This window comes from Pseudomonas violetae, from assembly GCF_023072615.1.
Classification (GTDB): Bacteria; Pseudomonadota; Gammaproteobacteria; order Pseudomonadales; family Pseudomonadaceae; genus Aquipseudomonas; species Aquipseudomonas violetae.
Genome location: NZ_JAKNRW010000002.1, coordinates 297,122 through 318,996 on the forward strand (window position 1 = coordinate 297,122; position 21,875 = coordinate 318,996).

General features: G+C 60.4%; 18 protein-coding genes. 3 read left to right on the top strand and 15 right to left on the bottom strand.

The window, feature by feature from the left end; genetic code table 11:
* Window positions 1–65: 65 nt before the first annotated feature.
* The 6 genes from L9059_RS03565 to L9059_RS03590 all read right to left on the bottom strand — a co-directional run bounded on the left by L9059_RS03565 (window position 66) and on the right by L9059_RS03590 (window position 6,069).
* Window positions 66–245 (bottom strand): hypothetical protein, encoded by a 180-nt coding sequence (locus L9059_RS03565; RefSeq protein ID WP_247287693.1) that lies wholly within the window; start codon window positions 243–245, stop codon window positions 66–68.
* Between the two features lie 156 nt (window positions 246–401).
* Window positions 402–1,577, bottom strand: a complete 1,176-nt coding sequence (locus L9059_RS03570) for a lactonase family protein (RefSeq protein WP_247287695.1) — start codon at window positions 1,575–1,577, stop codon at window positions 402–404.
* Window positions 1,564–1,860: a DUF5629 family protein gene (locus L9059_RS03575; protein ID WP_247288285.1), complete on the bottom strand. Its 297-nt coding sequence runs from the start codon at window positions 1,858–1,860 to the stop codon at window positions 1,564–1,566. The genes L9059_RS03570 and L9059_RS03575 overlap by 14 nt, the downstream gene beginning before the upstream one ends.
* A gap of 151 nt (window positions 1,861–2,011) precedes the next feature.
* Entirely contained in the window at window positions 2,012–3,592 is a 1,581-nt protein-coding gene (locus L9059_RS03580) for an aldehyde dehydrogenase (NADP(+)) (protein WP_247287697.1), read from the bottom strand.
* A gap of 10 nt (window positions 3,593–3,602) precedes the next feature.
* Window positions 3,603–4,595 carry an AraD1 family protein gene (gene araD1, locus L9059_RS03585; protein ID WP_247287699.1) on the bottom strand — a complete coding sequence of 331 codons (993 nt, stop codon included), beginning with the start codon at window positions 4,593–4,595 and terminating at the stop codon, window positions 3,603–3,605.
* A gap of 151 nt (window positions 4,596–4,746) precedes the next feature.
* Window positions 4,747–6,069, bottom strand: coding sequence for an MFS transporter (locus L9059_RS03590; protein WP_247287701.1), 1,323 nt, complete (start codon window positions 6,067–6,069; stop codon window positions 4,747–4,749).
* Window positions 6,070–6,262: 193 nt separating this feature from the next.
* Here L9059_RS03590 and L9059_RS03595 point away from each other — a divergent pair, with 193 nt between their 5' ends.
* Window positions 6,263–7,999, top strand: a complete 1,737-nt coding sequence (locus L9059_RS03595) for an IlvD/Edd family dehydratase (RefSeq protein WP_247287704.1) — start codon at window positions 6,263–6,265, stop codon at window positions 7,997–7,999.
* A gap of 129 nt (window positions 8,000–8,128) precedes the next feature.
* A complete protein-coding gene (locus L9059_RS03600; RefSeq protein WP_247287707.1) occupies window positions 8,129–8,857 on the top strand; it encodes a FadR/GntR family transcriptional regulator in 729 nt (242 codons plus the stop codon).
* 167 nt (window positions 8,858–9,024) lie between these two features.
* Here the strand turns inward: L9059_RS03600 and L9059_RS03605 are convergent, their stop codons facing one another.
* From L9059_RS03605 to L9059_RS03640, 8 genes are all read right to left on the bottom strand, one after another.
* Complete coding sequence (locus tag L9059_RS03605) at window positions 9,025–11,400, bottom strand: efflux RND transporter permease subunit (protein WP_428480249.1); 2,376 nt, start codon at window positions 11,398–11,400, stop codon at window positions 9,025–9,027.
* Window positions 11,401–11,425: 25 nt separating this feature from the next.
* Entirely contained in the window at window positions 11,426–12,478 is a 1,053-nt protein-coding gene (locus L9059_RS03610) for a WD40/YVTN/BNR-like repeat-containing protein (RefSeq protein ID WP_247287718.1), read from the bottom strand.
* Window positions 12,479–12,862: 384 nt separating this feature from the next.
* Complete coding sequence (gene pepN, locus L9059_RS03615) at window positions 12,863–15,520, bottom strand: aminopeptidase N (RefSeq protein WP_247287720.1); 2,658 nt, start codon at window positions 15,518–15,520, stop codon at window positions 12,863–12,865.
* A gap of 10 nt (window positions 15,521–15,530) precedes the next feature.
* Window positions 15,531–16,361, bottom strand: coding sequence for a DUF2797 domain-containing protein (locus tag L9059_RS03620; protein ID WP_247287722.1), 831 nt, complete (start codon window positions 16,359–16,361; stop codon window positions 15,531–15,533).
* Window positions 16,358–16,618 carry a YeaC family protein gene (locus tag L9059_RS03625; protein ID WP_122839673.1) on the bottom strand — a complete coding sequence of 87 codons (261 nt, stop codon included), beginning with the start codon at window positions 16,616–16,618 and terminating at the stop codon, window positions 16,358–16,360. Before L9059_RS03625 ends, L9059_RS03620 begins: the two co-directional genes overlap by 4 nt.
* Window positions 16,619–16,651: 33 nt before the next feature.
* Window positions 16,652–17,521, bottom strand: a complete 870-nt coding sequence (locus L9059_RS03630; protein ID WP_247287723.1) for a rhomboid family intramembrane serine protease — start codon at window positions 17,519–17,521, stop codon at window positions 16,652–16,654.
* Window positions 17,518–18,489, bottom strand: coding sequence for a metallophosphoesterase (locus L9059_RS03635; RefSeq protein WP_247287726.1), 972 nt, complete (start codon window positions 18,487–18,489; stop codon window positions 17,518–17,520). Before L9059_RS03635 ends, L9059_RS03630 begins: the two co-directional genes overlap by 4 nt.
* Window positions 18,489–19,379, bottom strand: coding sequence for an NAD(+) kinase (locus L9059_RS03640; RefSeq protein WP_162436772.1), 891 nt, complete (start codon window positions 19,377–19,379; stop codon window positions 18,489–18,491). The genes L9059_RS03635 and L9059_RS03640 overlap by 1 nt, the downstream gene beginning before the upstream one ends.
* Before the next feature lie 112 nt (window positions 19,380–19,491).
* Here L9059_RS03640 and L9059_RS03645 point away from each other — a divergent pair, with 112 nt between their 5' ends.
* Window positions 19,492–20,442 (top strand): DUF1853 family protein, encoded by a 951-nt coding sequence (locus L9059_RS03645; RefSeq protein ID WP_247287735.1) that lies wholly within the window; start codon window positions 19,492–19,494, stop codon window positions 20,440–20,442.
* A 111-nt stretch (window positions 20,443–20,553) separates the two neighbouring features.
* Here the strand turns inward: L9059_RS03645 and L9059_RS03650 are convergent, their stop codons facing one another.
* Window positions 20,554–21,837, bottom strand: a complete 1,284-nt coding sequence (locus tag L9059_RS03650) for an arsenic transporter (RefSeq protein ID WP_247287744.1) — start codon at window positions 21,835–21,837, stop codon at window positions 20,554–20,556.
* Between the last annotated feature and the right edge of the window lie 38 nt (window positions 21,838–21,875).

The window sequence follows — 21,875 nt, forward strand, 5'->3', positions numbered from 1 at the left end:
ACTAGAAAGACGTCGAGCTGTCAAAAGTGACTTCGCTCCTGCATAAAGGGTGCAGGGCTTGAATCTCAGGCTTGGGTTTTGTGATCCAGGGCGGCGTAGAAGTTGGCGCTCTGCTGCAGGTATTTCTGGGTGTAGCTCTGGGTGTGGGATTTTTTGTTGCTGATTTCCACGCTGGCGCTGGTTGGCAAGGCAACGGTAGCGGAGATGGCGGAGGCGGCGATTACGGAGAAGATATTGAAGTTCATGGCGGTAGTCCTCGGAGTCAGTTGGCTTGCTTGCCCGGTGGGGCCGTGAAGCAAACTTAACCTCCGAAGGATGCCGCCTTGAAATGCTTTGTAGCACTTCCAGATATCAGCCTCATTGATAGAACAGTGCAAGCCCCATCAACCGGGGGCTGCGGCCTATTGACGCACCAGGAACTTGAGGTCGCTGGGGGCATCCATCGGCAGTTTCTGCACGGTTTTACCCAGCAGACCGCTATGTGCATCGCGCTCGACCACGACTATCTGGTTGCTCTTCTGATTGGCAATCAGCAGGAACTTGCCGCTTGGGTCGAGGGCGAACTCGCGGGGATGGTCGCCTTCCACCGAGCGACGCTGCAGCTCCTTGAGCTGGCCAGTGGCAGGATCGATGGCGAACACCAGCAGCTGGTTGGCGGTGCCACGGTTGCTGACATAAAGGAACTTGCCATCAGCCGAGGCATGCAGCGCAGCGGCGGCTTTGTCCGCCGCCGGTTGGCCGGCGGCCAGCTCGACCATCTGCGTCTGCGCAAGCTTGCCGTCCTGATAGTCAAAAACGGCCACTTGCGCGCTCATTTCCATGGTCAGCCAGGCATGCTTGCCATCGCCGCTAAACAGCAAATGCCGCGGCCCGCTGCCGGCGGGCAGCTGGACCGACGCGGGGGTGGCTGGCACCAGGGGCAGCTCCGGATTGGCCTTGGGGTCGAAGCGGTAGACAAATACCTTGTCGGCGCCCAAGTCATTGGAAAACACGTAGTTGCCGTCTGGCGAGGACACGGTCGAATGCACATGCGCCGACATCTGCCGCTCGGGGTTGACCCGACTGGAGGCATGGCTGCTCAACTGCACCACGGTTTTCAGCTTGCCGTCGGCACCTACCGGCAACACCGCCAGGGTACCGCCCGGGTCTTCGACCACCGAGTAATTGCTGACGAACAAGTGACTGGCGTCGCCGCTGAGGCTTGAATGAGTCGGCTCGTTGCCCAGGCTCTGCACCTGGTTGATCAGGCTCAGGGCATGGGTTTTCGGATCGATTGAGTAGCTGCTGACGCGCCCGACCGGGTCTTTCTGGCCTGGGCCGTTTTCGTTGACTGCGAACAGGTGACGCAGGTCCGCAGACAGGGTCAGCCAGGAAGGATTTTCACTCTTGACCACCTGCAGCGGCTTGGCGTCGATCTGGCCGGTGGCGCTGTTGAAGTTCAGGCGGTAGATGCCCTGGCTCTGGCCAGCGGTGTAGCTGCCCACCAGCAACTGGTGAACATCGGCGGGTGCAGCCTGGACGCCCATGGCGCCAACGCTGCCGGCCATCACCAGTGGCCAGAAATTACGCATCCGCATGCTCGTCGTCCTCCTCGTTGTCACCGCCGATTGCTTCCATCAGCACCAGGCGGTGCTCGCCGGAGTCGCCGGTGATGATCCAGCTCTTCAAGGCAGCGTCAAAAGTCGCCGCCTGGATGTGCGCCATGCTGAACGCCCACCGCTTGAGCGCACGGCCGTCCATGCATTCGATATGCAGGTTATCGTCTTCATCGAGGGAGAAATCGAAGGCATGCAGGCCGTCGATTTCCAGCATGTCAGCGTTTTCGAGGGCGTTGAGCAAAGTATCGGTCATGGCAGTCAATCTTGAGAAGAAAGACGCCATGATAGCGCACGCCACACGACCCTGTAGGAGCGAGCTTACTCGCGAAAAACGTCCGGCCAATGCGCTCATTCAAAATACACGCGGTATCGTTGACGTCCATCGCGAGCAAGCTCGCTACAGTGAGCGGACGTTACAGAGCGTCTCGGCTCGACTGACCATCCACCAGGCGTTGGATGCGCAACGGGTTGGCGTTTTTCAGCGCATCCGGCAGCAGACTGTCAGGGTAATTCTGGAAACACACCGGCCGCAGGAAGCGGTCAATTGCCAGCGTGCCCACGGAAGTACCACGGGCATCGGAGGTGGCCGGATATGGACCGCCATGCACCATCGAATCGCAGACCTCGACACCTGTCGGGTAACCGTTGAGCAGGATCCGTCCGACCTTCTGCTCCAATAACGCCGTCAGTTCGCCAAACTGCTCGAAGTCAGCAGGCTCGCCAATGATCGTCGCCGTCAGCTGTCCGTGCAGGCCATTCAGTGCGGTGCTGAGTTGCGCCTGATCCGCCACTTCGACAAACACTGTGGCCGGGCCGAACACTTCTTCCTGCAGGACTTCATCACCTTGAATCAGCAAGCTGGCGTCGGCCTTGAACAATTGCGGCCGGGCCTGGTTGCCTTGCTGCGCCTGCCCTGACAGATGCGTCACACCCGGATGCGCGAGGAGTTTCTCCAGGCCTTTGCCATAGCTGCACAAGGTGCCCGCGTTGAGCATGGTCTGCGCCGGTTGGTCAGCGATCAACCCCGAGACCTGGTGCATGAACGCAGTGAATGGCGCCGAGCTGATGCCTATCACCAGGCCAGGGTTGGTGCAGAACTGGCCGCAACCCTGGACCACCGAAGCGGTGAGTTCCCGGGCCACGTTTTCTGCACGGACTTGCAGCGCCTGAGGGAGGACGATCACCGGGTTGATGCTCGACATCTCGGCAAATACCGGGATCGGCTGTGGACGCGCCGCCGCCATGTCGCACAATGCTCGCCCGCCTTTGAGCGAGCCGGTAAAGCCCACCGCCTGGATCGCCGGATGCTTGACCAGCGCCTCCCCCACACCGCCACCGTAAATCATATTGAAAACCCCAGCGGGCATGGAGGTTTTCTCCGCTGCGCGAATCAACGCACAGGCGACCAGTTCGGCGGTGGCCATGTGTCCGCTGTGGGCCTTGAACACCACCGGGCATCCGGCGGCCAGGGCTGACGCGGTGTCGCCGCCGGCGGTGGAGAACGCCAAGGGGAAGTTGCTCGCGCCAAAGACGGCAACCGGCCCCAGGCCGATGCGATATTGACGCAGGTCGGGACGCGGCAACGGCTGGCGGTCCGGCAGCGCCTGATCGATACGCGCGCCGTAGAAATCACCGCGACGCAGGACCTTGGCGAACAGGCGCATCTGGCCACTGGTGCGCCCGCGCTCGCCCTGAATGCGCCCGGCGGGTAGCGCGGTTTCACGGCAAACCACGGCGACAAAATGGTCGCCCAGTGCGTCCAGTTCATCGGCGATGGCATCGAGAAATTGCGCCCGTCGTTCGGCACTCAGGCTGCGATACGCCGGGTAGGCGGCAGCGGCGGCCCTCGCGGCGGCATCGACTTCCTCGGGTGTGGCCTGGTAAAACTCGTGCGGCAACGGCTCACCGGTGGTCGCGTCGACGCTTTGCAGGGTCAGGGTGCCGGCGGCGCTGCGTTGGCCGCCGATGTAATTGTGCCCAAGTATGCTGGTCATGCAGATCTCCTTAAAGAGTGCCCATGGTGCCGGGGGTAAATGACGCTTCGACCGGCGCAATGCCGTTGATCAAGGGTGCGCCGAACTCGGCCTGGCTGATCTCGAACACGTCGCCCGGCTGAGTGCGAATGCCGTCGGCAAAGGACAGGGTCGCTGTACCGAAAAAGTGGATGTGCACATCCCCCGGGTGCAGGAACTGGCTGTATTTGAAATGGTGGTACTCGAGGTTTTCCAGGCTGTGGCACATGTTGGCCTCGCCGCTGAGAAACTCGTTCTGCCACACCACCTCGCCATTGCGCAGGATGCGGCTGGTACCCGCCAGGTGCTGAGGCAATGGTCCGACCCGAAGTTCCGGGCCATAGCTGCAGCTGCGCAATTTCGAGTGCGCCAGGTACAGATAATTCCTGCGTTCCATCACATGATCGGAAAATTCGTTGCCCACGGCGAAACCGAGGCGGTAAGGCTTGCTGTCGTGGCCTATCACATAAAGGCCGCTGAGCTCGGGCTCTTCCCCGGCGTCTTCGGCAAATGGCGGCAGCGGGAATGGATGGCCCGGGCGCACGACAATGCTGCCATCGCCCTTGTAGAACCACTCCGGTTGCACCCCGACCTGCCCCGCTACCGGCTTGCCGCCCTCCACGCCCCATTTGAAGATGCGCATGGTGTCGGTCATGGCGGTTTCGTCACCGGTTTGTTGATGCATTTTGTCCCGGGCCGAGGCACTGCCTAAATGGGTCAGGCCGGTACCACTGACCAGCAGGTGCGCGGGGTCCGGATGGTCAAGGGGTGGCAGGATGCGCAGTGATGCCAGCAGGTGTGCATAGTCATGGCTGATGCCCAGGCCCAGGCAGCTCACCTGCTGCTCCAGGCTGATACCCGCCTCGATCGCCGCCAGCGCCAGGTCGCGCACGGTATGGGCGTCCTGCACTTCACGCACCAGGGCGCCCTCAACCACACCGACCCGGCGCAGGCCGTTAACCAATTCGAATTGAACCAAACGCATGCAAATTCTCCAGTTATTACAACACCACAGTTCCCTGTGGGAGCGGGCTTGCCCGCGATGGCGGCGGCACATTCAACAGTGATGTGTCAGGCAGATTGCTATCGCGGGCAAGCCCGCTCCCACAGGGTTAGTGGTGATTTCGTGTTTTGTGTCAGGTACGGGTAGCGCCCCGGGCACTCGCCGCAAACTCACCCGCCGGCAGCACATGCTTGCGCTCCAGCAAGCGATAAACCACACCCGTCAGCACCAGGCCGAACACCATCACCCCCGACAGGAAGTACAACCCCGACGCCAGGTTCCCGGTGTATTCCTTCAACGCACCAATCACGAACGGCCCTATGTAACCGCCCAGGTTGCCCACCGAATTGATCAGCGCGATCCCGGCCGCCGCACTGGCACCTGCGAAGAATCGTCCCGGCAAGGTCCAGAACACCGCGGTGCAGGAAAACAGCGCAAACGCTACCAGGCATAGCGCCGCCAGCTGCGCCACCGGCAGGGTCAACCAGGCGCTGAGGAACAGGCCGATAGCACCCAGTACATAGAGCACCGCCAGGTGACCGTAACGGTCATTCAGTCGGTCGGAACTGCGCGGAATGATCAGCAAGCCGATGATGCCGAAGATGTACGGCACCGATGACACGAAGCCGGTGGTCAGGTCGCTGCCGCCAAATTGTTTGATCAGCGTCGGCAGCCACAACCCCAGGCCGTAAATGCTTAGGGTCACCGGCAGATAGAACAGCGCCAGCAGCAACACCCGTTTGTCCTTGAGGGCGTGCAAGGGATTTCCATGGCGGGTCTGGCCGTACGCCTGAAGGTCCTTTTGCAGCTCTGCGGTCAGCCAGTCCTTTTCAGCCTGGTCCATCCATTTGACGTGCTGCGGACCGTCCGGCAACCAGCGCAGCACTGGCCAGGTCAGCAGGATCGCCGGGGTACCGATGACGATGAACAGCCATTGCCAGCCGTGCAGCCCCAGCACTCCGTCCATGCCGAGCAAGCCGCCGGACACCGGGCCGGTGATCATCATTGCGATCGGTTGCGAGAGAATGAACAGCCCGAGGATCTTGCCGCGATGGCGCACCGGGAACCATTGGGTGATGTAGTACAGGACGCCCGGAAAGAAGCCGGCTTCGGCGGCACCGAGCAGGAAGCGCATCACGTAAAAGCTGTGCGGCCCCTGGACGAATGCCATACCGATGGTGATAGCGCCCCAGGTCAGCATGATCCTTGCGAACCATCGCCGGGCACCAAAACGTTCGAGCATCAGGTTGCTGGGGATTTCCAAGAGAAAATAGCCAATGAAGAACAGGCCGGCGCCCAACCCGTAGGCGGCATCGCCAATGCCGATATCGGCGCCCATGTGCAGCTTGGCAAACCCTACGGCGGAGCGATCCACATAGGCGATCAGGTACAGCAGGATCAGGAAGGGAATCAGTTTGAGTGTGATGCGACGAATAAGCCGCAGTTCCTGGCTCATGAGATCGGTCTCCGATTGTTGTTGTTATAGAACCTAGGGGGACGCCTCTCGCAGAAAACCACCAGGGCCATCCCTCCGTTGAAAGCGACTATATAGTAATACTATTTAACCAACAACACTTCCAAACATGGCAATTTACGCTTATGTTAGGCTCATCCTCGAACATATTAGTCATACAATAAGAGAATCGATCATGCCTGATAAGAAACCCACCCTGCGCTCCGCCCAATGGTTTGGAACGGCCGACAAGAACGGCTTCATGTACCGCAGTTGGATGAAGAATCAGGGCATCGCCGACCACCAGTTCCATGGCAAGCCGATCATCGGCATCTGCAACACCTGGTCCGAGCTGACGCCGTGCAACGCGCATTTCCGCCAGATTGCCGACCACGTCAAACGCGGTGTGATCGAGGCCGGTGGTTTTCCTGTGGAATTCCCGGTGTTTTCCAACGGCGAATCGAACCTGCGCCCCACTGCCATGTTCACCCGCAATCTGACGAGCATGGACGTCGAGGAAGCCATTCGCGGCAATCCGATTGATGGCGTGGTATTGCTGACCGGCTGCGACAAGACCACCCCGGCTCTGCTGATGGGCGCGGCCAGCTGCGACGTGCCGGCCATCGTCGTCACCGGTGGGCCAATGCTCAATGGCAAGCACAAGGGTCAGGACATCGGTTCGGGCACCGTGGTCTGGCAACTCAGCGAGCAGGTCAAAGCCGGCACCATCACGCTTGACGATTTCCTCGCGGCCGAGGGCGGCATGTCCCGCTCGGCCGGCACCTGTAACACCATGGGCACCGCCTCGACCATGGCTTGCATGGCAGAAGCGCTGGGCACCTCCCTACCCCACAACGCGGCAATTCCTGCCGTGGATTCGCGCCGTTACGTGCTGGCGCACATGTCGGGTATGCGCGCGGTGGAGATGGTGCGCGAAGACTTGAAGCTGTCGAAAATTCTCACCAAGGAAGCCTTTGAAAACGCTATTCGTGTCAACGCCGCCATCGGAGGTTCGACCAACGCAGTGATCCATTTGAAAGCCATCGCCGGCCGTATTGGCGTGGAGCTGGACCTGGATGACTGGACCCGCATCGGCCGCGGTATGCCGACCATCGTCGACCTGCAACCCTCCGGACGCTTCCTGATGGAGGAGTTCTACTACGCTGGCGGCTTGCCGGCGGTGTTGCGTCGGCTTGGTGAAGCCAACCTGATTCCGCATCCCGACGCCTTGACCGTCAACGGCAAGACCCTCGGCGAGAACACCAAAGACGCGCCGATCTATGGCCAGGACGAAGTGATCCGCACGCTGGATAACCCGATCCGCGCCGACGGCGGGATCTGCGTGTTACGCGGCAATCTCGCGCCACTGGGTGCCGTGCTCAAGCCGTCAGCGGCCACTGCAGAATTGATGCAGCATCGAGGGCGCGCAGTGGTGTTCGAGAACTTCGACATGTACAAGGCACGGATCAACGATCCGGAGCTGGACGTAGATGCCAACTCAATCCTGGTGATGAAGAACTGCGGCCCGAAAGGTTATCCAGGCATGGCCGAAGTCGGCAATATGGGCTTGCCGGCCAAGCTGTTGGCGCAGGGCATAACGGACATGGTGCGGATTTCCGATGCACGCATGAGCGGCACGGCCTATGGCACCGTGGTGCTGCACGTAGCACCGGAAGCGGCGGCTGGCGGTCCGTTGGCGACGGTGAAGGAAGGCGACTGGATCGAACTTGACTGCGCCAACGGCCGTTTGCACCTGGACATTCCAGATGCCGAACTGGCGGCGCGCATGGCGGACCTGCAACCACCCCAACAGATGATCCTCGGCGGCTATCGCCAGTTGTACATTGATCACGTGCTTCAGGCGGATCAAGGCTGCGACTTCGACTTCCTGGTCGGTTGCCGTGGGGCCGAGGTCCCACGCCATTCCCACTGACAGCCTCTACCCCCTGTGGGAACGAGCCTGCTCGCTCCCACAGGGGTTCTGTGTCTGGCTAACGACCATCTCTCGCCGTGGCTGTTATCATGCGCAGCATCCCCATCGCCCAGGATCGCGCCGCTTCCCATGGATTACCGTAAACCCTCCGACCGCAAAAGCATGCATTCGCGCATCGTCCAGGAACTGGGCATGCAGATCGTCTCGGGTCGCTTCAAGCCGGACGACAAACTGCCCGCCGAAGCCCTGCTGTGCGAGGAGTATGCGGTCAGCAGGCCAGTGTTGCGCGAAGCCACCCGGGTCCTGGTTGCCAAGGGCCTGGTGTACTCGCGCCCGCGGGTCGGCACAGTGGTCAAGCAGCGCAAGGAATGGCACATGCTCGACCCGGATGTGTTGCACTGGTTGATGCAAAGCAGCCCCCAGAATGAATTCTTCGACCTGCTGACCAGCGTGCGCAGCATCATCGAACCCGCTGCGGCCGCGCTCGCCGCACAACATGCCACTGACGCGGACATCGCCTCCATCGGCGAGGCGTACCAACGCATGGAGGCCGCGCCAACCCCCGAAGCGTTGTTGCAACCAGACCTGGATTTCCACAGCCGCATCGCCGACGCCACCCACAATGACCTGCTGGCGAACTTATGCAACATGCTGTCGGTGGCAATTGGCGAAGCGTTGAAGCATTCCAACCAGCGACCGAACCTGCATGAACTGGCACTGCCACGGCACAAGGCGATCCTCACTGCCATCGAGAATCGTGACGCTTTGGGCGCGCGGCATGCCACGCTGGTTCAGCTGGACGATGCGCGCAGTGCGCTTAACGTCGTGCTCGGCAGCGATCCAACCAACAACCACTAACCTCTGTGGGAGCGAGCTAACTCGCAATGGCGGTTTGACATTCAACATCTGTATTGACTGACACGCCGCTATCGCGAGCGAGCTCGCTCCCACAAGGGATCTGTGTAAAGACTTCAGGCATAAAAAAGCCGCAACCTGAGTTGCGGCTTTTTTTGTTCAGCGATGGATCAGTGAGCAAACAGCGAATTGCCCTTCTGCCCCGCCAGTTTCTCCGGCTTGATCAGGAACCGCGCCAGTGCCGGCAGCAGCCACAGCGCACCGAACATGTTCCACAGCAGCATGAAGGTCAACATCAGGCCCATGTCGGCCTGGAACTTGATGGCCGAGAAGATCCAGGTGCACACGCCAATCGCCAGGCACAGGCCGGTGAACAACACCGCCTTGCCGGTGGATTTCAGTGTCTGGTAGTACGCTTCCTGCAAAGGCAGGCCGGCACGCAGGAAACTTTCCAGGCGGCTATAGATGTAGATCCCGTAGTCCACACCGATCCCCACCCCAAGCGCCACCACCGGCAAGGTCGCCACTTTCACACCGATGCCCATGAAGGCCATCAGGGCATTGCCCAGCACCGACGTCAGTACCAGCGGCAACACGATGCACAAGGTCGCCGCCCAGGAACGGAAGGTGATCATGCACATGGTCGCGACACAGATATAGACGAGGATCAAGATGGTCAGCTCGGACTCCTTGATCACCTCGTTGGTGGCCGCCTCAATGCCGGCGTTACCCGCTGCAAGGATGAATTCCAGGCCGTCCTTGTTGTTTTCCGTGGCGAACTCCTGCACCGCATGCACCGCACGGTCGAGGGTCGCGGCCTTGTGATCGTTGAGAAACACCAGCACCGGCGCCACGGAACAGCTGTTGTTGTACAACCCATCAGCCCGTGCGATGGAGTTGTTCAACACATCCGGGTTACGTGACAGGGTTTCCCACTTCAGGTTGCCCTCGTTCATACCCTTTATCATCTGCTTGGACACAGTCACCAGCGAAATCGCCGACTGCACGCCCTCGGTGTTCTGCATCTTCCACATCAGGTCGTCGATCGGCGCCATGGCTTCGTAGCGCGAGCAGCCCTCGGGCTTGGTCTTGACCATCACCACCAAAACATCGGAACTCGTGGAGTAATTGCTGATGATAAAGTTGTTGTCCTTGTTGTAGCGCGAATCGGGACGCAACTCTGGAGCGCCCTGGTCGAGGTCACCGATTTTCAGGTTCTGGCTGTACCAGAGTCCACCACCGAAGGCCAACAGCGCCAGGAAGACCGACACCGGTGCGACTTTCGGGCTGGCAAAGTTCGACAGCAGGCGCCAGAACGGGTGTTCACGGTGCGCATCTTTCTTGCTGCGCTCCACGGCACGTTTACTGATACCTACGTAGGAAATAGCCACTGGCAGCAGGATCAGGTTGGTGAACACGATCACGGCCACGCCGATCGACGCGCCGATGGCCAGCTCGCGAATCACTCCGATGTCAATGATCAGCAGCGTGATGAAACCCACCGCATCCGCGAGAATCGCGATCATCCCTGGCAGGAACAACTGGCGGAAAGTGCGCCGCGCGGCGGTCAAGGCATTGTCCGCCTCGCTCGATTGCAAGGCGATGCCGTTGATCTTCTGCACACCATGGGAGATCCCGATGGCGAAGATCAGGAACGGTACCAGCATGGAATACGGGTCAAGCCCGAAGCCGAAAAAGTGCATCAAGCCGAGCTGCCAGACCACCGCCACCAGCGTCGTGCTTAATACCGCCACGGTGCTGCGCATGCAGTTGGTGAACCAGTACAGCAGGATCAGGGTGATGACGAAGGCGACGCCGAAGAACATCACCACCATCACCAGGCCGTCGATCAGGTCGCCGACCTTCTTGGCGAAACCGACGATGTGGATCTTTATGTTGGGGTTTTGTTTTTCGAACTTGTCGCGGATCTTGTCTTCCAGTTCGTGGGAGAACTTGCGGTAGTCCAGGGCCAGCAGCTTGCCCTGGTCCTCTGGATCCGGATAGGACTCCAGCAACGGTATATCGACGATACTGGACTTGAAGTTGTTGGCCACCAGGCGCCCGACTTGCCCGGACTTGAGCACGTTGTTGCGCAGCAGGTCGAGGCTTTCCTGAGAACCGTTGTAGCTCTGCGGGATCACTTCCCCCCCGGCGAAGCCTTCCTCTGTCACCTCGGTCCAGCGGACGCTGGGGCTCCACAACGATTTGAGACCGGAGCGGTCGACACCGGAGATGTAGAAAACTTCGTCGTTGATCTGACGCAGGGTCTCCATGTATTCCTTGGAGAAGATGTCGCCGTCAGTGGCTTCGACGGAAATTCGTACCGTGTTGCCCAGGTTGGCCAGGTCGTTGCGATGTTCCATCATCTTCTGGATGAAGGGATGTTCCAGGGGAATCATCTTTTCAAAGCTGGTGGACGGCCGGATCAGCGTGGCCTGCCAGAACAGGAAAATACTGACCAGCAGGCAGATCGTGATCACTGCCGGGCGGTTATTGAAAATCAGGCGCTCGAGAAACGTGGCCTTATCCTGGTGATGACTTGTCATGGATGTCATATCTCCGCCCTTCTTATTATTTGCCCAGCTCGGCGCCGGTTAGCGAAGTAGCGCGAACGCCGCCCTGTCCTGCGAGAACCAGATTGCCATCACCCGCCCCTGTCACCGCCGAAACGGAGATGCGGTCCGGGCGATTGAACACACTGAAGGTTTCGCCGTTGTCGGTGCTGCGCACCACACTGCCGCCATTCCCGACGATGACGATTGAGCCATCGTCGAGCAAGGTTGCGCCGGACAGGCCGAACTCCAGCGTACCGCGGGTGGCCCGCAGTTCAACCGGCTCCCAAGTGGTGCCAAAATCGATGGAGCGAAACAGATTGCCGCGCAGACCGTAGGCCAACAGGGTGTTGGCTTGAGCGGTACCGATCACGCCAAATAACGAACCTTCGTATGGGCCCTCAAGCTTTTCCCAGGTCTGGCCCCAGTCGGCAGAACGAAACATGCTGCCCTGCTCGCCCACAATGAACAGCCCCGCGTCCTTGACGGCGGCAATGCCATTGAGGTGGAACTGATCTTCGTTATCCAGGCGATCGCTGACATCTTCCCAGTTCTTACCGCCATCGGTAGTGGCCAGCAGCGCGCCGTAGGCGCCCACGGCAAAGCCGCTATTGGCGTCCTGGAACCAGACGTCGAGCAGCGGCGATTCACGTTTGAGATCTTCGAACTGCTTGGTCCAGGTCACTCCACCGTCTTCACTGGCGAGGATCTGTGCGTCGTGGCCGACCGCCCAGCCATGCTGGTCGTCGACGAAGAAAACCGAGGTCAGCAGTTGCCGGCTTGGCACCTTGGCCTGGGTCCAGGTGGCGCCCTGGTCATCGGAAAACAGAATGTGCCCGCGATCGCCAACGGCCACCAGGCGCTTGCCGGCGTGCACGACGTCGAGCATCAGGCTCTTGCTGGCCTTCGCCGATTCAATTGAATAAACAACTTCGGATGCTGGCGCGGCAGCGGCCAGCAAAGGCGTCGACCACACGGCACAGCCCAACAGCGAGAGCGCTGTAGCCAGCAACGCGATTTTGCGCAATGCCGGCGGGCGGCAGGTACCCACACCCATGACAGGCTCACTCATAGACCTTCCCCCATTATTATTGTTAGGTCGTTCAACCTTTCAGGGCGCCGTAAGGGTGCTCGTGTTGATTGCCTGTCCTGGAGCATAGTCCTGAAATACGCAATCTAGAGCCCCTTCGGAAGCTGGCTTATCCTATCGGGGTTTGGAAAGGTCTGACAATCGACACCACGTTATCTTTTGTTAACCTGGGGAATACGGGGTGTCAGTGAATGAGGAGGTATTCGGGGAGGTGATCAGGTACTGATGATGGCCATACATACCCAGTGGGAGCTGTCTCGTGGAACGAGGCTACGATCTTTTGCTTTGGCTTTTTAAAAGACAAGGTCAAGGGATCGCAGCCTCGTTTCACTCGACAGCTCCTACAGGCCATCCTGGGTTGCGGGGTTAAGCCAGGCTTTTGCTGACCACCTCGAACACATCGCTCGACAGCTGACCCGAACCGCGAATGCGTTCCAGTTCGCCTTTCATCAGCGCCTGACGGGCATCGTCATATTTGCGCCAGCGGGTCAGCGGTGCCAGTTGCCGCGAGGCGATCTGCGGGTTGAAGCCATTCAGCTCGATCACCAGATCCGCCAGGAAGCGATAACCGGAACCATCGGCCGCGTGGAAGTTGATCAGGTTCTGCCCGGCAAATGCACCGATCAGGGCGCGCACCTTGTTCGGGTTCTTGATATTGAACGCCGGATGCTGCATCAACGCCTTGACCCGCTCCAGGCCGCCCGGCAACGGGCTGCCGGCCTGGACGCTGAACCACTGGTCCATGACCAGGGGATTGTCCTTGAAGTGCTCGGCGAACGTCGCCAGGGCTTGGGCCTTCTGCTCTTCGAATGGCGAGTTGACCAGCACCGCCAGCGCAGTCAGGCGCTCGGTCATGTTGTCGCTGGCCTCGAACTGCTCCAGAGTCGCGGCCAATACTTCGGCTTTCTCGCTGAGCATCAGGTAGGACAGCGCAATGTTCTGCAGGGCACGGCGAGCGAAGTGCTCGGCTTCAGCGACGTAAGGGGTTTTCTTCGAAAGGTCGCGGTTGGCCTGGTAACGCAGCCACAGCGGCTCGAACAGGTTGTCTGCCAACTGCTCGCGAGCAAACTCCCGGGCAGCATGGATGGCGTCGACGTCGGCCACTTCGCTGATTTCCGTCAGGTACGCTTCGCCTGGCAGCGAGAGCATTTCGGCGACCATGGCCTGGTCCAGCGTCTCGTCGGTCAGCACGCTGTGCAAGGCCGTAATCAATCGCTGGTCGAGCACCAGCGCTTCACCCTTCTGGTAATCGGCAATCAGCTCCTGCAGCACCTGCACCGACAATTGCTGGCCGGCTTCCCAACGGTTGAAACCATCGGTGTCATGCTGCATTAGGAACATCAGTTGATCGCGGCTGTAGGGGAAGCTCAGTTTCACCGGTGCCGAGAACCCGCGCAGCAACGAAGGCAGGGGTTGTTCGGCGATGTCGACGAAGGTGAGCGTCTGCTCAGCTTCGGTTACCGCAATAACCCGCGAAGTACCTTGGGCACTGGCTTCACCCTGCAGGCGCAGGGCAATTTCGCCGCCTTGGCTGTCCAGCAGACCCAACGCGACCGGAATCACGAACGGCAGCTTCTCGACTTTGTCGGGGGTTGCCGGGCAGCTCTGGCGGAAGGTCAGGCTATAGGTTTTCGCCGCAGCATCGTAGGACTCGCTCACGGCCAGGCGCGGGGTACCGGCCTGGCTGTACCAGCGCTTGAACTGGGTCAGGTCGACACCATTGGCGTCTTCCATGGCCTTGATGAAATCGTCGCAGGTCACGGCCTGGCCGTCATGGCGTTCGAAGTACAGATCGCTGCCTTTGCGGAAGCCTTCGGCGCCGAGCAAGGTGTGGATCATGCCGACCACTTCCGAGCCTTTTTCGTACACGGTCAGCGTGTAGAAGTTGGAAATTTCGATAAAACTGTCCGGGCGCACCGCATGGGCCATGGGGCCGGCATCTTCGGCGAACTGGTGAGTGCGCAGGTAAGCTACGTCCTGGATGCGCTTGACCGTGGCCGAATTCATGTCGGCGGAGAAACCGGAATCCCGGAACACGGTGAAGCCTTCCTTGAGCGACAGCTGGAACCAGTCGCGGCAAGTCACGCGATTGCCCGACCAGTTGTGGAAGTATTCGTGAGCGACAATCGCTTCGACACGCTGGTGAGCGGCGTCGGTGGCAGTCTCGGCACGGGCCAGCACGGCGCTGGAGTTGAAGATGTTGAGGCCCTTGTTCTCCATGGCGCCCATGTTGAAGTCGTTAACCGCGACGATCATGAAGATATCCAGATCGTACTCGCGCCCATAGACTTCTTCGTCCCAGCGCATGGACTTCTTCAGACTGTTCATGGCGTGCTGGCACTTGTCGATGTTTTCCGGTTCGACATAGATGCGCAGCGCCACGGAACGTCCAGACATGGTGGTGAAGGTGTCTTCGACGCACCACAAGTCACCGGCCACCAGCGCGAACAGGTACGCGGGCTTCATGAACGGGTCTTCCCAGGTAGCCCAGTGCCGACCGTCTTCGCCAGGGCCTGAAGCAATCGGGTTGCCGTTGGACAACAGCACCGGATAGCTGTGCTGCTCGGCCACCACGGTGGTGGTGAACTTGCTCATCACGTCCGGGCGGTCGAGGTAATAAGTGATCTTGCGGAAACCCTCGGCCTCGCACTGGGTGCAGAACATGCCACTGGATTTGTACAAGCCTTCCAGGGCAGTGTTGGCTTCCGGGTGGATTTTGACGCTGGTGTCGACCGTGAACGCAGGGCTGGTCGGGTGCAGGGTCAGGTGGTTGTCGGTCAGTTGGTAATCGGCCTCGCTCAATTCACGGTCAGCCAGGGTCACCGACATCAGTTCAAGCTGCTGGCCATCCAGCACCAGCGGTGGCAGGCCTGGGCCACGCTCGGGATTACGGCGCATAACCAGTTGTGCATGGACCAGGCTATGGTCCTCGAACAACTCGAAGGTCAGGTGCGTCTCGTCGATCAGGTACTCGGGCGCCTGATAGTCTTTCAGGTAGATCATCTTCGGTTGTTCGGTGCGCATACTGGAGTCCTTACTGATGCACGGCGAGCTGGTAAGCCGTGTATTTACGAATATTGATGACGCCGGTGTCGAAGATCAGGTATTGGCCCTTGATCCCCAGCAGCGTGCCTTCGGCTATCGGGTTCTTATCCAGGTTGAAGCTGACGATCTTGGCCGGGTAATGCTCGACCGGATAGCGGATTTCAATTGGCCCTACGTCGGTAATGGCCTGGATCGCCTGCAGGCCGAATCGCTCTTGCAAACCTTGCAGCCCTTCGGCGCAGCTGTCGAACAACTGGTCGCGAATTTGCGCCAGGTCCACGGAGATCGCCTCGCCCTTGAGTAAAGCACGCCAGTTGGTCTTATCCGCCACTTGGCTACGGAACAGGTCCTCGACAAAACCCGATTGCTGGCGGGTCGACACCCGCATGATCGGTAACGCCTGGCGCGCACCCTGGTCGATCCAGCGAGTCGGCAGCTGAGTGGCGCGGGTAATCCCGACTTTCACCCCCGACGAGTTGGACAGGTAGACGATGTGATCGGTCATGCAAAACGTCTGGCCCCACTCCGGATCACGGCAAGTGCCGGCGTCGAAGTGGCAACGTTCGGGACTCATGATGCACAGGTCACACTGGGCCAGCTTGGTCATGCACGGGTAGCAGTAGCCCTGGCTGAAACTGGTCTTGGTCTTGCGCCCGCAATGGGAGCAATGGATCGCTCCCAAGTATTCCAGGCGTACCGTGGTGCCGATCAACGGATTGACCGGCACTTCGATATCACCCAGGCGAAAGGCGTACTGCACATTCGGCCCGTCCAGGCGCGCCGACATCTTGCTGATTGCACCGCGGCCAATCTCGATCAATGGATGGCATCCGATTTGAACAGGATATTGGGCACTTCAATTGACTTGGAACTGCACTCTTGTGGACCCATGTAGCCGGTCCGCTGGTCTTCGGGCAGGTTCTGGATTTCCCAGGCAATCATCGCCTGCAGGGACAATTCCCGTTGTTCTGCGGTGAGTTTTCCACCGTCGGACCATTTACCGATTTCCACCGCCAGTTTCAGGCTCTCGTAGATATCGGGGGTGATGTTCTTAATCATTTCGTTAAAAGAGGACATTGGGTCTCCGCGCTCTTTATTCACAGCAAAAATTCAGACGACCAGTTTACGGCGGTTGTACAAACCGCCCAACAGGCCCGTGAAGCATCCGATGAGTAATCCGCCGACGTGGGCGGCGTTGGCAATTTCACCAAAGCCGATCATCGAGACCAGCCCGGACAGGCACAGCAGCAGCCACACCAGCATCATCACCAGCACGCCGCGCGGCAGGTGATAGGCCGGGTTGGGCGAAAGCACCTGGAAGATCCAGCAGTGCCCGAGCAGGCCGTACAACACCCCCGACAGACCACCGAAGAGGGTCGGGCCGCTGAACAGGTATTGGGCGTAATTGGACACCAGGCTGAACAGCAGGGTCAGGCCGATCAGGTTGATGCTGCCCTGGCGTGACTCGATGCGCCGTCCCAGCTCCCAGTACCACATGCCGTTCATGGCCAGGTGCAGGATGCCGAAATGGATCAGCATTGGCGTCACCAGGCGCCACCACTGCCCAGCCCCGAGGCTGTCAGCCAGCGGCACGAAGTGGATGTACTCGCCAACAACGCGAAAATCGAGAAACGTCAGCCAGCGCATCGTGTCGAGGTTTTCACCCAGCAGCGTGACCGCGCCGACGATGATGCTCAGCAGCAGCACCAGCGCCGTTGCCTTGGCGTAGCGCAACTGCTCGACAAACCCCGGGCGATGACGGGTTTGTGCTTCCGGGATGTCCAGTTGCTGATCCGGGTCACCGGCGGGAAAGCGCTCGTAGAGTGAGCGCACGTCCTCGCTGATGTTGGCCGGCACCCACAGCACCTGCTCCCCCGACTCTTCGCTGACCCGGTGCGGCACCTGCATGCGCTGCAGCAGCTTGACGAATCCGCTCAGGTCCACCGCCAACGGCAGGCGCAATACGGCAACGGTACTCATTGCAATACCTCCGGCCGCTCGACATCGACCCAGACGAACTTGTTCGGGTCAAGACGGGTTTCCTGGTCCAGGCGATAAGCAACCAGTTTGCCGTAGAGCACCGCGCTGTAATCCAGGCAGCCCAAATTCGGGCGGATCGGCGCCGGTTTACCGCTGCGCCAGTAATGACCGACAAACAGCAACGGCTCGTGCGCACCATAGCGCAGCAAGGTGGTTTTTTCGGTAGAGGACAGCGGCGTCCGGGCCACCGGATCAGGTAAGGCGTCAGGCTGGAACACAATGTCTCCGTAGGTTTGCGGGTCGTCTTCCCAGAACTTGGTGCGAAAGAACGACCGCGTCAGGCCATCGCCGCTGGTCATGGTCAAGCCATGGGGCAGGCGCATGTCAGTGCCGCGCAACAGTCGATCGAACACGGTGCAGGCAAAACTGCCGGGGACGGCCGAAGACTGGAGGAAGTGTTCATCGACGCATCCGTTGGGGAACTGCGCCCGCAGCGGCTCGATCAGGCCGGCATCCCAACAGGCATGCACCACCCTGAAACGCCCGGCATCGACGAACAGCGGCATCTCGTAGAACCATTGCAGGAAATCGTGCCAGTCCGCCGGATGGTGCTCGAACTGGGTCAAGGTTTCATGCAGCAATCGCGCGTGGCGCGGGGTGTGTTCCCGCACGAACTGCTTGCCGCTGCCCGGCAGCGCCGGGGTGCTCCAGCCCAGGGCGTTGAACTCATGATTACCCATTATGCACAGCGCCTGGCCGGCCTCGACCATGTCGTGGACGATGTGCAGGGCCTCGCGAATGCGCGGGCCGCGGTCGATGATGTCACCGACGAACACTGCCATGCGAGACGGGTGCCGCCAGATTCCGCCATGCTTGTGATAACCGAGACGGTCGAGCAAGTGCTCAAGGGTCAGAGCGCAACCGTGCACGTCACCGATCAGGTCGTAGCTACGCGCGGGATCGAGCATCAGTCGCCTCCACCACCCAGCCGGCTGCCCCAGCCGAGCTTGGTCCGGCAGACTTCATAGTAGTTATGGTCGAGTGGGTGTATCAGCCGCAGCTTCTGGGCTTTCTTGCTGACGGTGATGGTGTCACCCGGCGCGCAGGTGAAGTGGTTCTGCCCATCACAGGAGACTTGCGGATAGATCTGCATATCCTTGGACACGACGATTTTCAGCTCACTGTTGCCATCGACCACAATTGGCCGTCCTGACAAGGTATGGGGGTACATCGGCACAATCACAATAGCGTCGAGCTTGGGATGCATGATCGGGCCGCCCGCTGACAGCGCGTACGCCGTCGAACCCGTTGGCGTGGCGACGATCAGGCCGTCGGCTTTCTGGCTGCAGACGAACTGGCCGTCGATGTACAGCTCGAATTCGATCATGCGCGTGGACTTGCCCGGGTGCAGCACCACGTCGTTCAGTGCATCGCCCTGGCCGATGGCCTCGGCATGGCGGCGGACTTCGGCCTGGAGCAGAAAGCGGTTTTCCACCAGGTAGTGGCCGTCGAGCACTTCGGCGACTTTCACTTCCAGCTCATCGGGGCGGATGTCCGTCAGGAAGCCCAGGCTGCCACGGTTGATGCCCAGCACCGGAATGTTGTGTCGGGCCAACGCCCGGGCAGCGCCGAGCAGGCTGCCGTCGCCGCCGACCACGATCACCATGTCGCACACCTCGCCGAGCATCTTGCGCGAGGAGGTCTGCAGGCCATGGCCTGGCAATACTTCGGCGATAGTGTCTTCGAGGATCACGTGCAGGTGGCGATCGAGCAGGAACCGTTTCAGTCGGCGAACGGTGTCCAGCACCTGCGAACTGCCGAGGCGACCGATGATGCCGATATTACGAAATTGCTCCATGGGGCCCCTAGGGTCTGTGCCGGCGAAAAACACGATTATGGGCGAAACCCGGCCGGAGACAAAATCCTTTCAGCCACAAGGGGCTACTCGTGTTTCAGGCTATGCTCGCAAGATGATCCTATTTCCAGATTTGCTGCAACTGCCCCATCAGCTACGCCATCCCGAAGTGCGTGACCTGGCGTGGGTCATACTCGCGCCGCCAATGCTCGAAGATACGCCATGGCCGCAGCGCCATCCGCTGGCCGGCAGTGACTGGGTGCAGGCACCGCATCGCCTGGAAAACTGGCTGCGCCAGCTGGATCGTGACAGCTATGATTTGCTGCACTGGCTGGCTCAGGCCCGGACCCGGCGCCTGGGTTTGTATTACGAGCGCCTGTGGCAGTACGCGGTGCGCCATGCACCGGGAATCGAGCTGATGGCGGCAAACCTGCCGATCCGCCGCGACGGCCACACCCTAGGCGAGCTGGACATGCTGTTGCGCGACCGCGACGGCGTGCATCACCTGGAATTGGCGATCAAACTGTACCTCGGACCGCAGCAGGGTGATGGCCGGGACCCTGGGCAATGGCTGGGCCCCGGCTGTCACGACCGGCTTGACCGCAAGCTGGCGCACCTGAGCCAGCACCAACTGCCCATTTCAGCGCGCCCGGAAAGCCGTGAAGTGTTGGCGGCCCTGGATATCCAGCAGTTCAGTGCGCACCTGTGGCTCGGCGGGTATCTGCTGTATCCCTGGCCGGGGACAGCCGAGCCGCCCAGTGGCGCGCACCCGCAACATTTGCGTGGCAGCTGGCTACATCAGAAAGACTGGGCGACCTTTGTCATGCAGCGTCCGGACGGGCGCTGGCAGCCCCTGCCCCGCCACGCCTGGCTGGCACCGGCCCACTATCCGGCGGAGCAGACCTGGGGGGTTGCGCAGCTGGATGCCTGGTTGAGCGAGCTTGATCCTCTGGCACCGGCGCAGTTGCTGGTACGGCTGGTGGAGAATGCCGAGGGGGATTGGGAGGAAGCGGAGCGGTTGTTTCTGGTGGCGGATCTTTGGCCGAATGTCCCGGGTGGTGGCTGAGAGACGTGATGGCATTACGGGCCCATCGCGAGCAGGCTCGCTCCCACAGGATGCTCGTTTTATGAAGGTCCTCCGTGGGAGTGAGCCTGCTCGCGATAAGGCCGGCGCGGTCTAAAGGGACAACCGCACCGCCAAAGCCGCCAACGTCACCAGCAACACCGGCACTGTCAGCACAATCCCGACCTTGAAGTAATATCCCCAGCCGATCCGAATTCCCTTGCGTTCCAGTACGTGCAGCCACAGCAAAGTGGCCAGGCTGCCGATTGGCGTGATCTTTGGCCCCAGGTCGCTGCCGATCACGTTGGCATAGATCATCGCCTCCTTTACTAAGCCAGTCGCCTGGCTAGCATCGATCGACAACAGGCCGATCAATACCGTCGGCAGATTGTTCATGATCGACGACAGCAGGGCCGTCAATACGCCGGTGCCCATGGCCGCCCCCCAGACGCCGTACCCAGCGAAGCCATCCAGCCAACCGGCCAGATAACCCGTGAGCCCGGCGTTGCGCAGGCCATAAACCACCAGATACATGCCCAAGGAAAAGATCACGATATGCCAGGGGGCCTCCTTGAGGACCTTGCGCGTGGAGATCTTGTGGCCTTGGGCCGCAATCACCCAGAGCAAAGCCGCGCAGACAGCGGAAATTGCGCTGATCGGAATACCCAGGGGCTCCAGGGCAAAACAGCCCACCAGCAATATGGCCAATACCACCCAACCGGCATAAAAGGTGGCCTTGTCACGGATCGCGCCGGCCGGATCTTCCAGCTGTTCGGAATCATAGCCCTTGGGAATGTCGCGGCGGAAATACCACAACAGCACCCCCAGGGTGGCCGCTACGCTGACCAGATTGACAGGGATCATCACCGCCGCGTAACGGTTGAAGCCGATATTAAAGAAGTCGGCAGAGACGATGTTGACCAGGTTCGACACCACCAGCGGCAGGCTGGCCGTGTCGGCAATGAAACCGGCCCCCATCACGAATGCCAGCGTGGCGGCAGGCGAAAACCGCAGTGCCAGCAGCATGGAAATCACGATAGGCGTGAGAATGAGTGCAGCCCCGTCATTGGCGAACAACGCCGAGACCAGCGCACCGAGCAACACCATAAAGGCGAAGAGTTTACGCCCGCTACCGCGCCCCCATCGGGCGACATGCAGCGCAGCCCAGGCAAAGAACCCCGCCTCATCCAGCAGCAGACTGATGATAATCAGTGCAACGAAAGTCCCAGTGGCGTTCCAGATGATCTGCCACACCAGCGGGATGTCAGTCCAGTGCACCGCGCCGAAAACCAGTGCCAGCACGGCCCCCAGCAGCGCACTCCAGCCGACACCCAGGCCTTTGGGCTGCCAGATCACCAATGTAATGGTCAGCAGGAAAATCAGCGAGGCGGTGAGCATGCAGGGGCAGCCTTCAAAAATCGATGCAACATACAGGA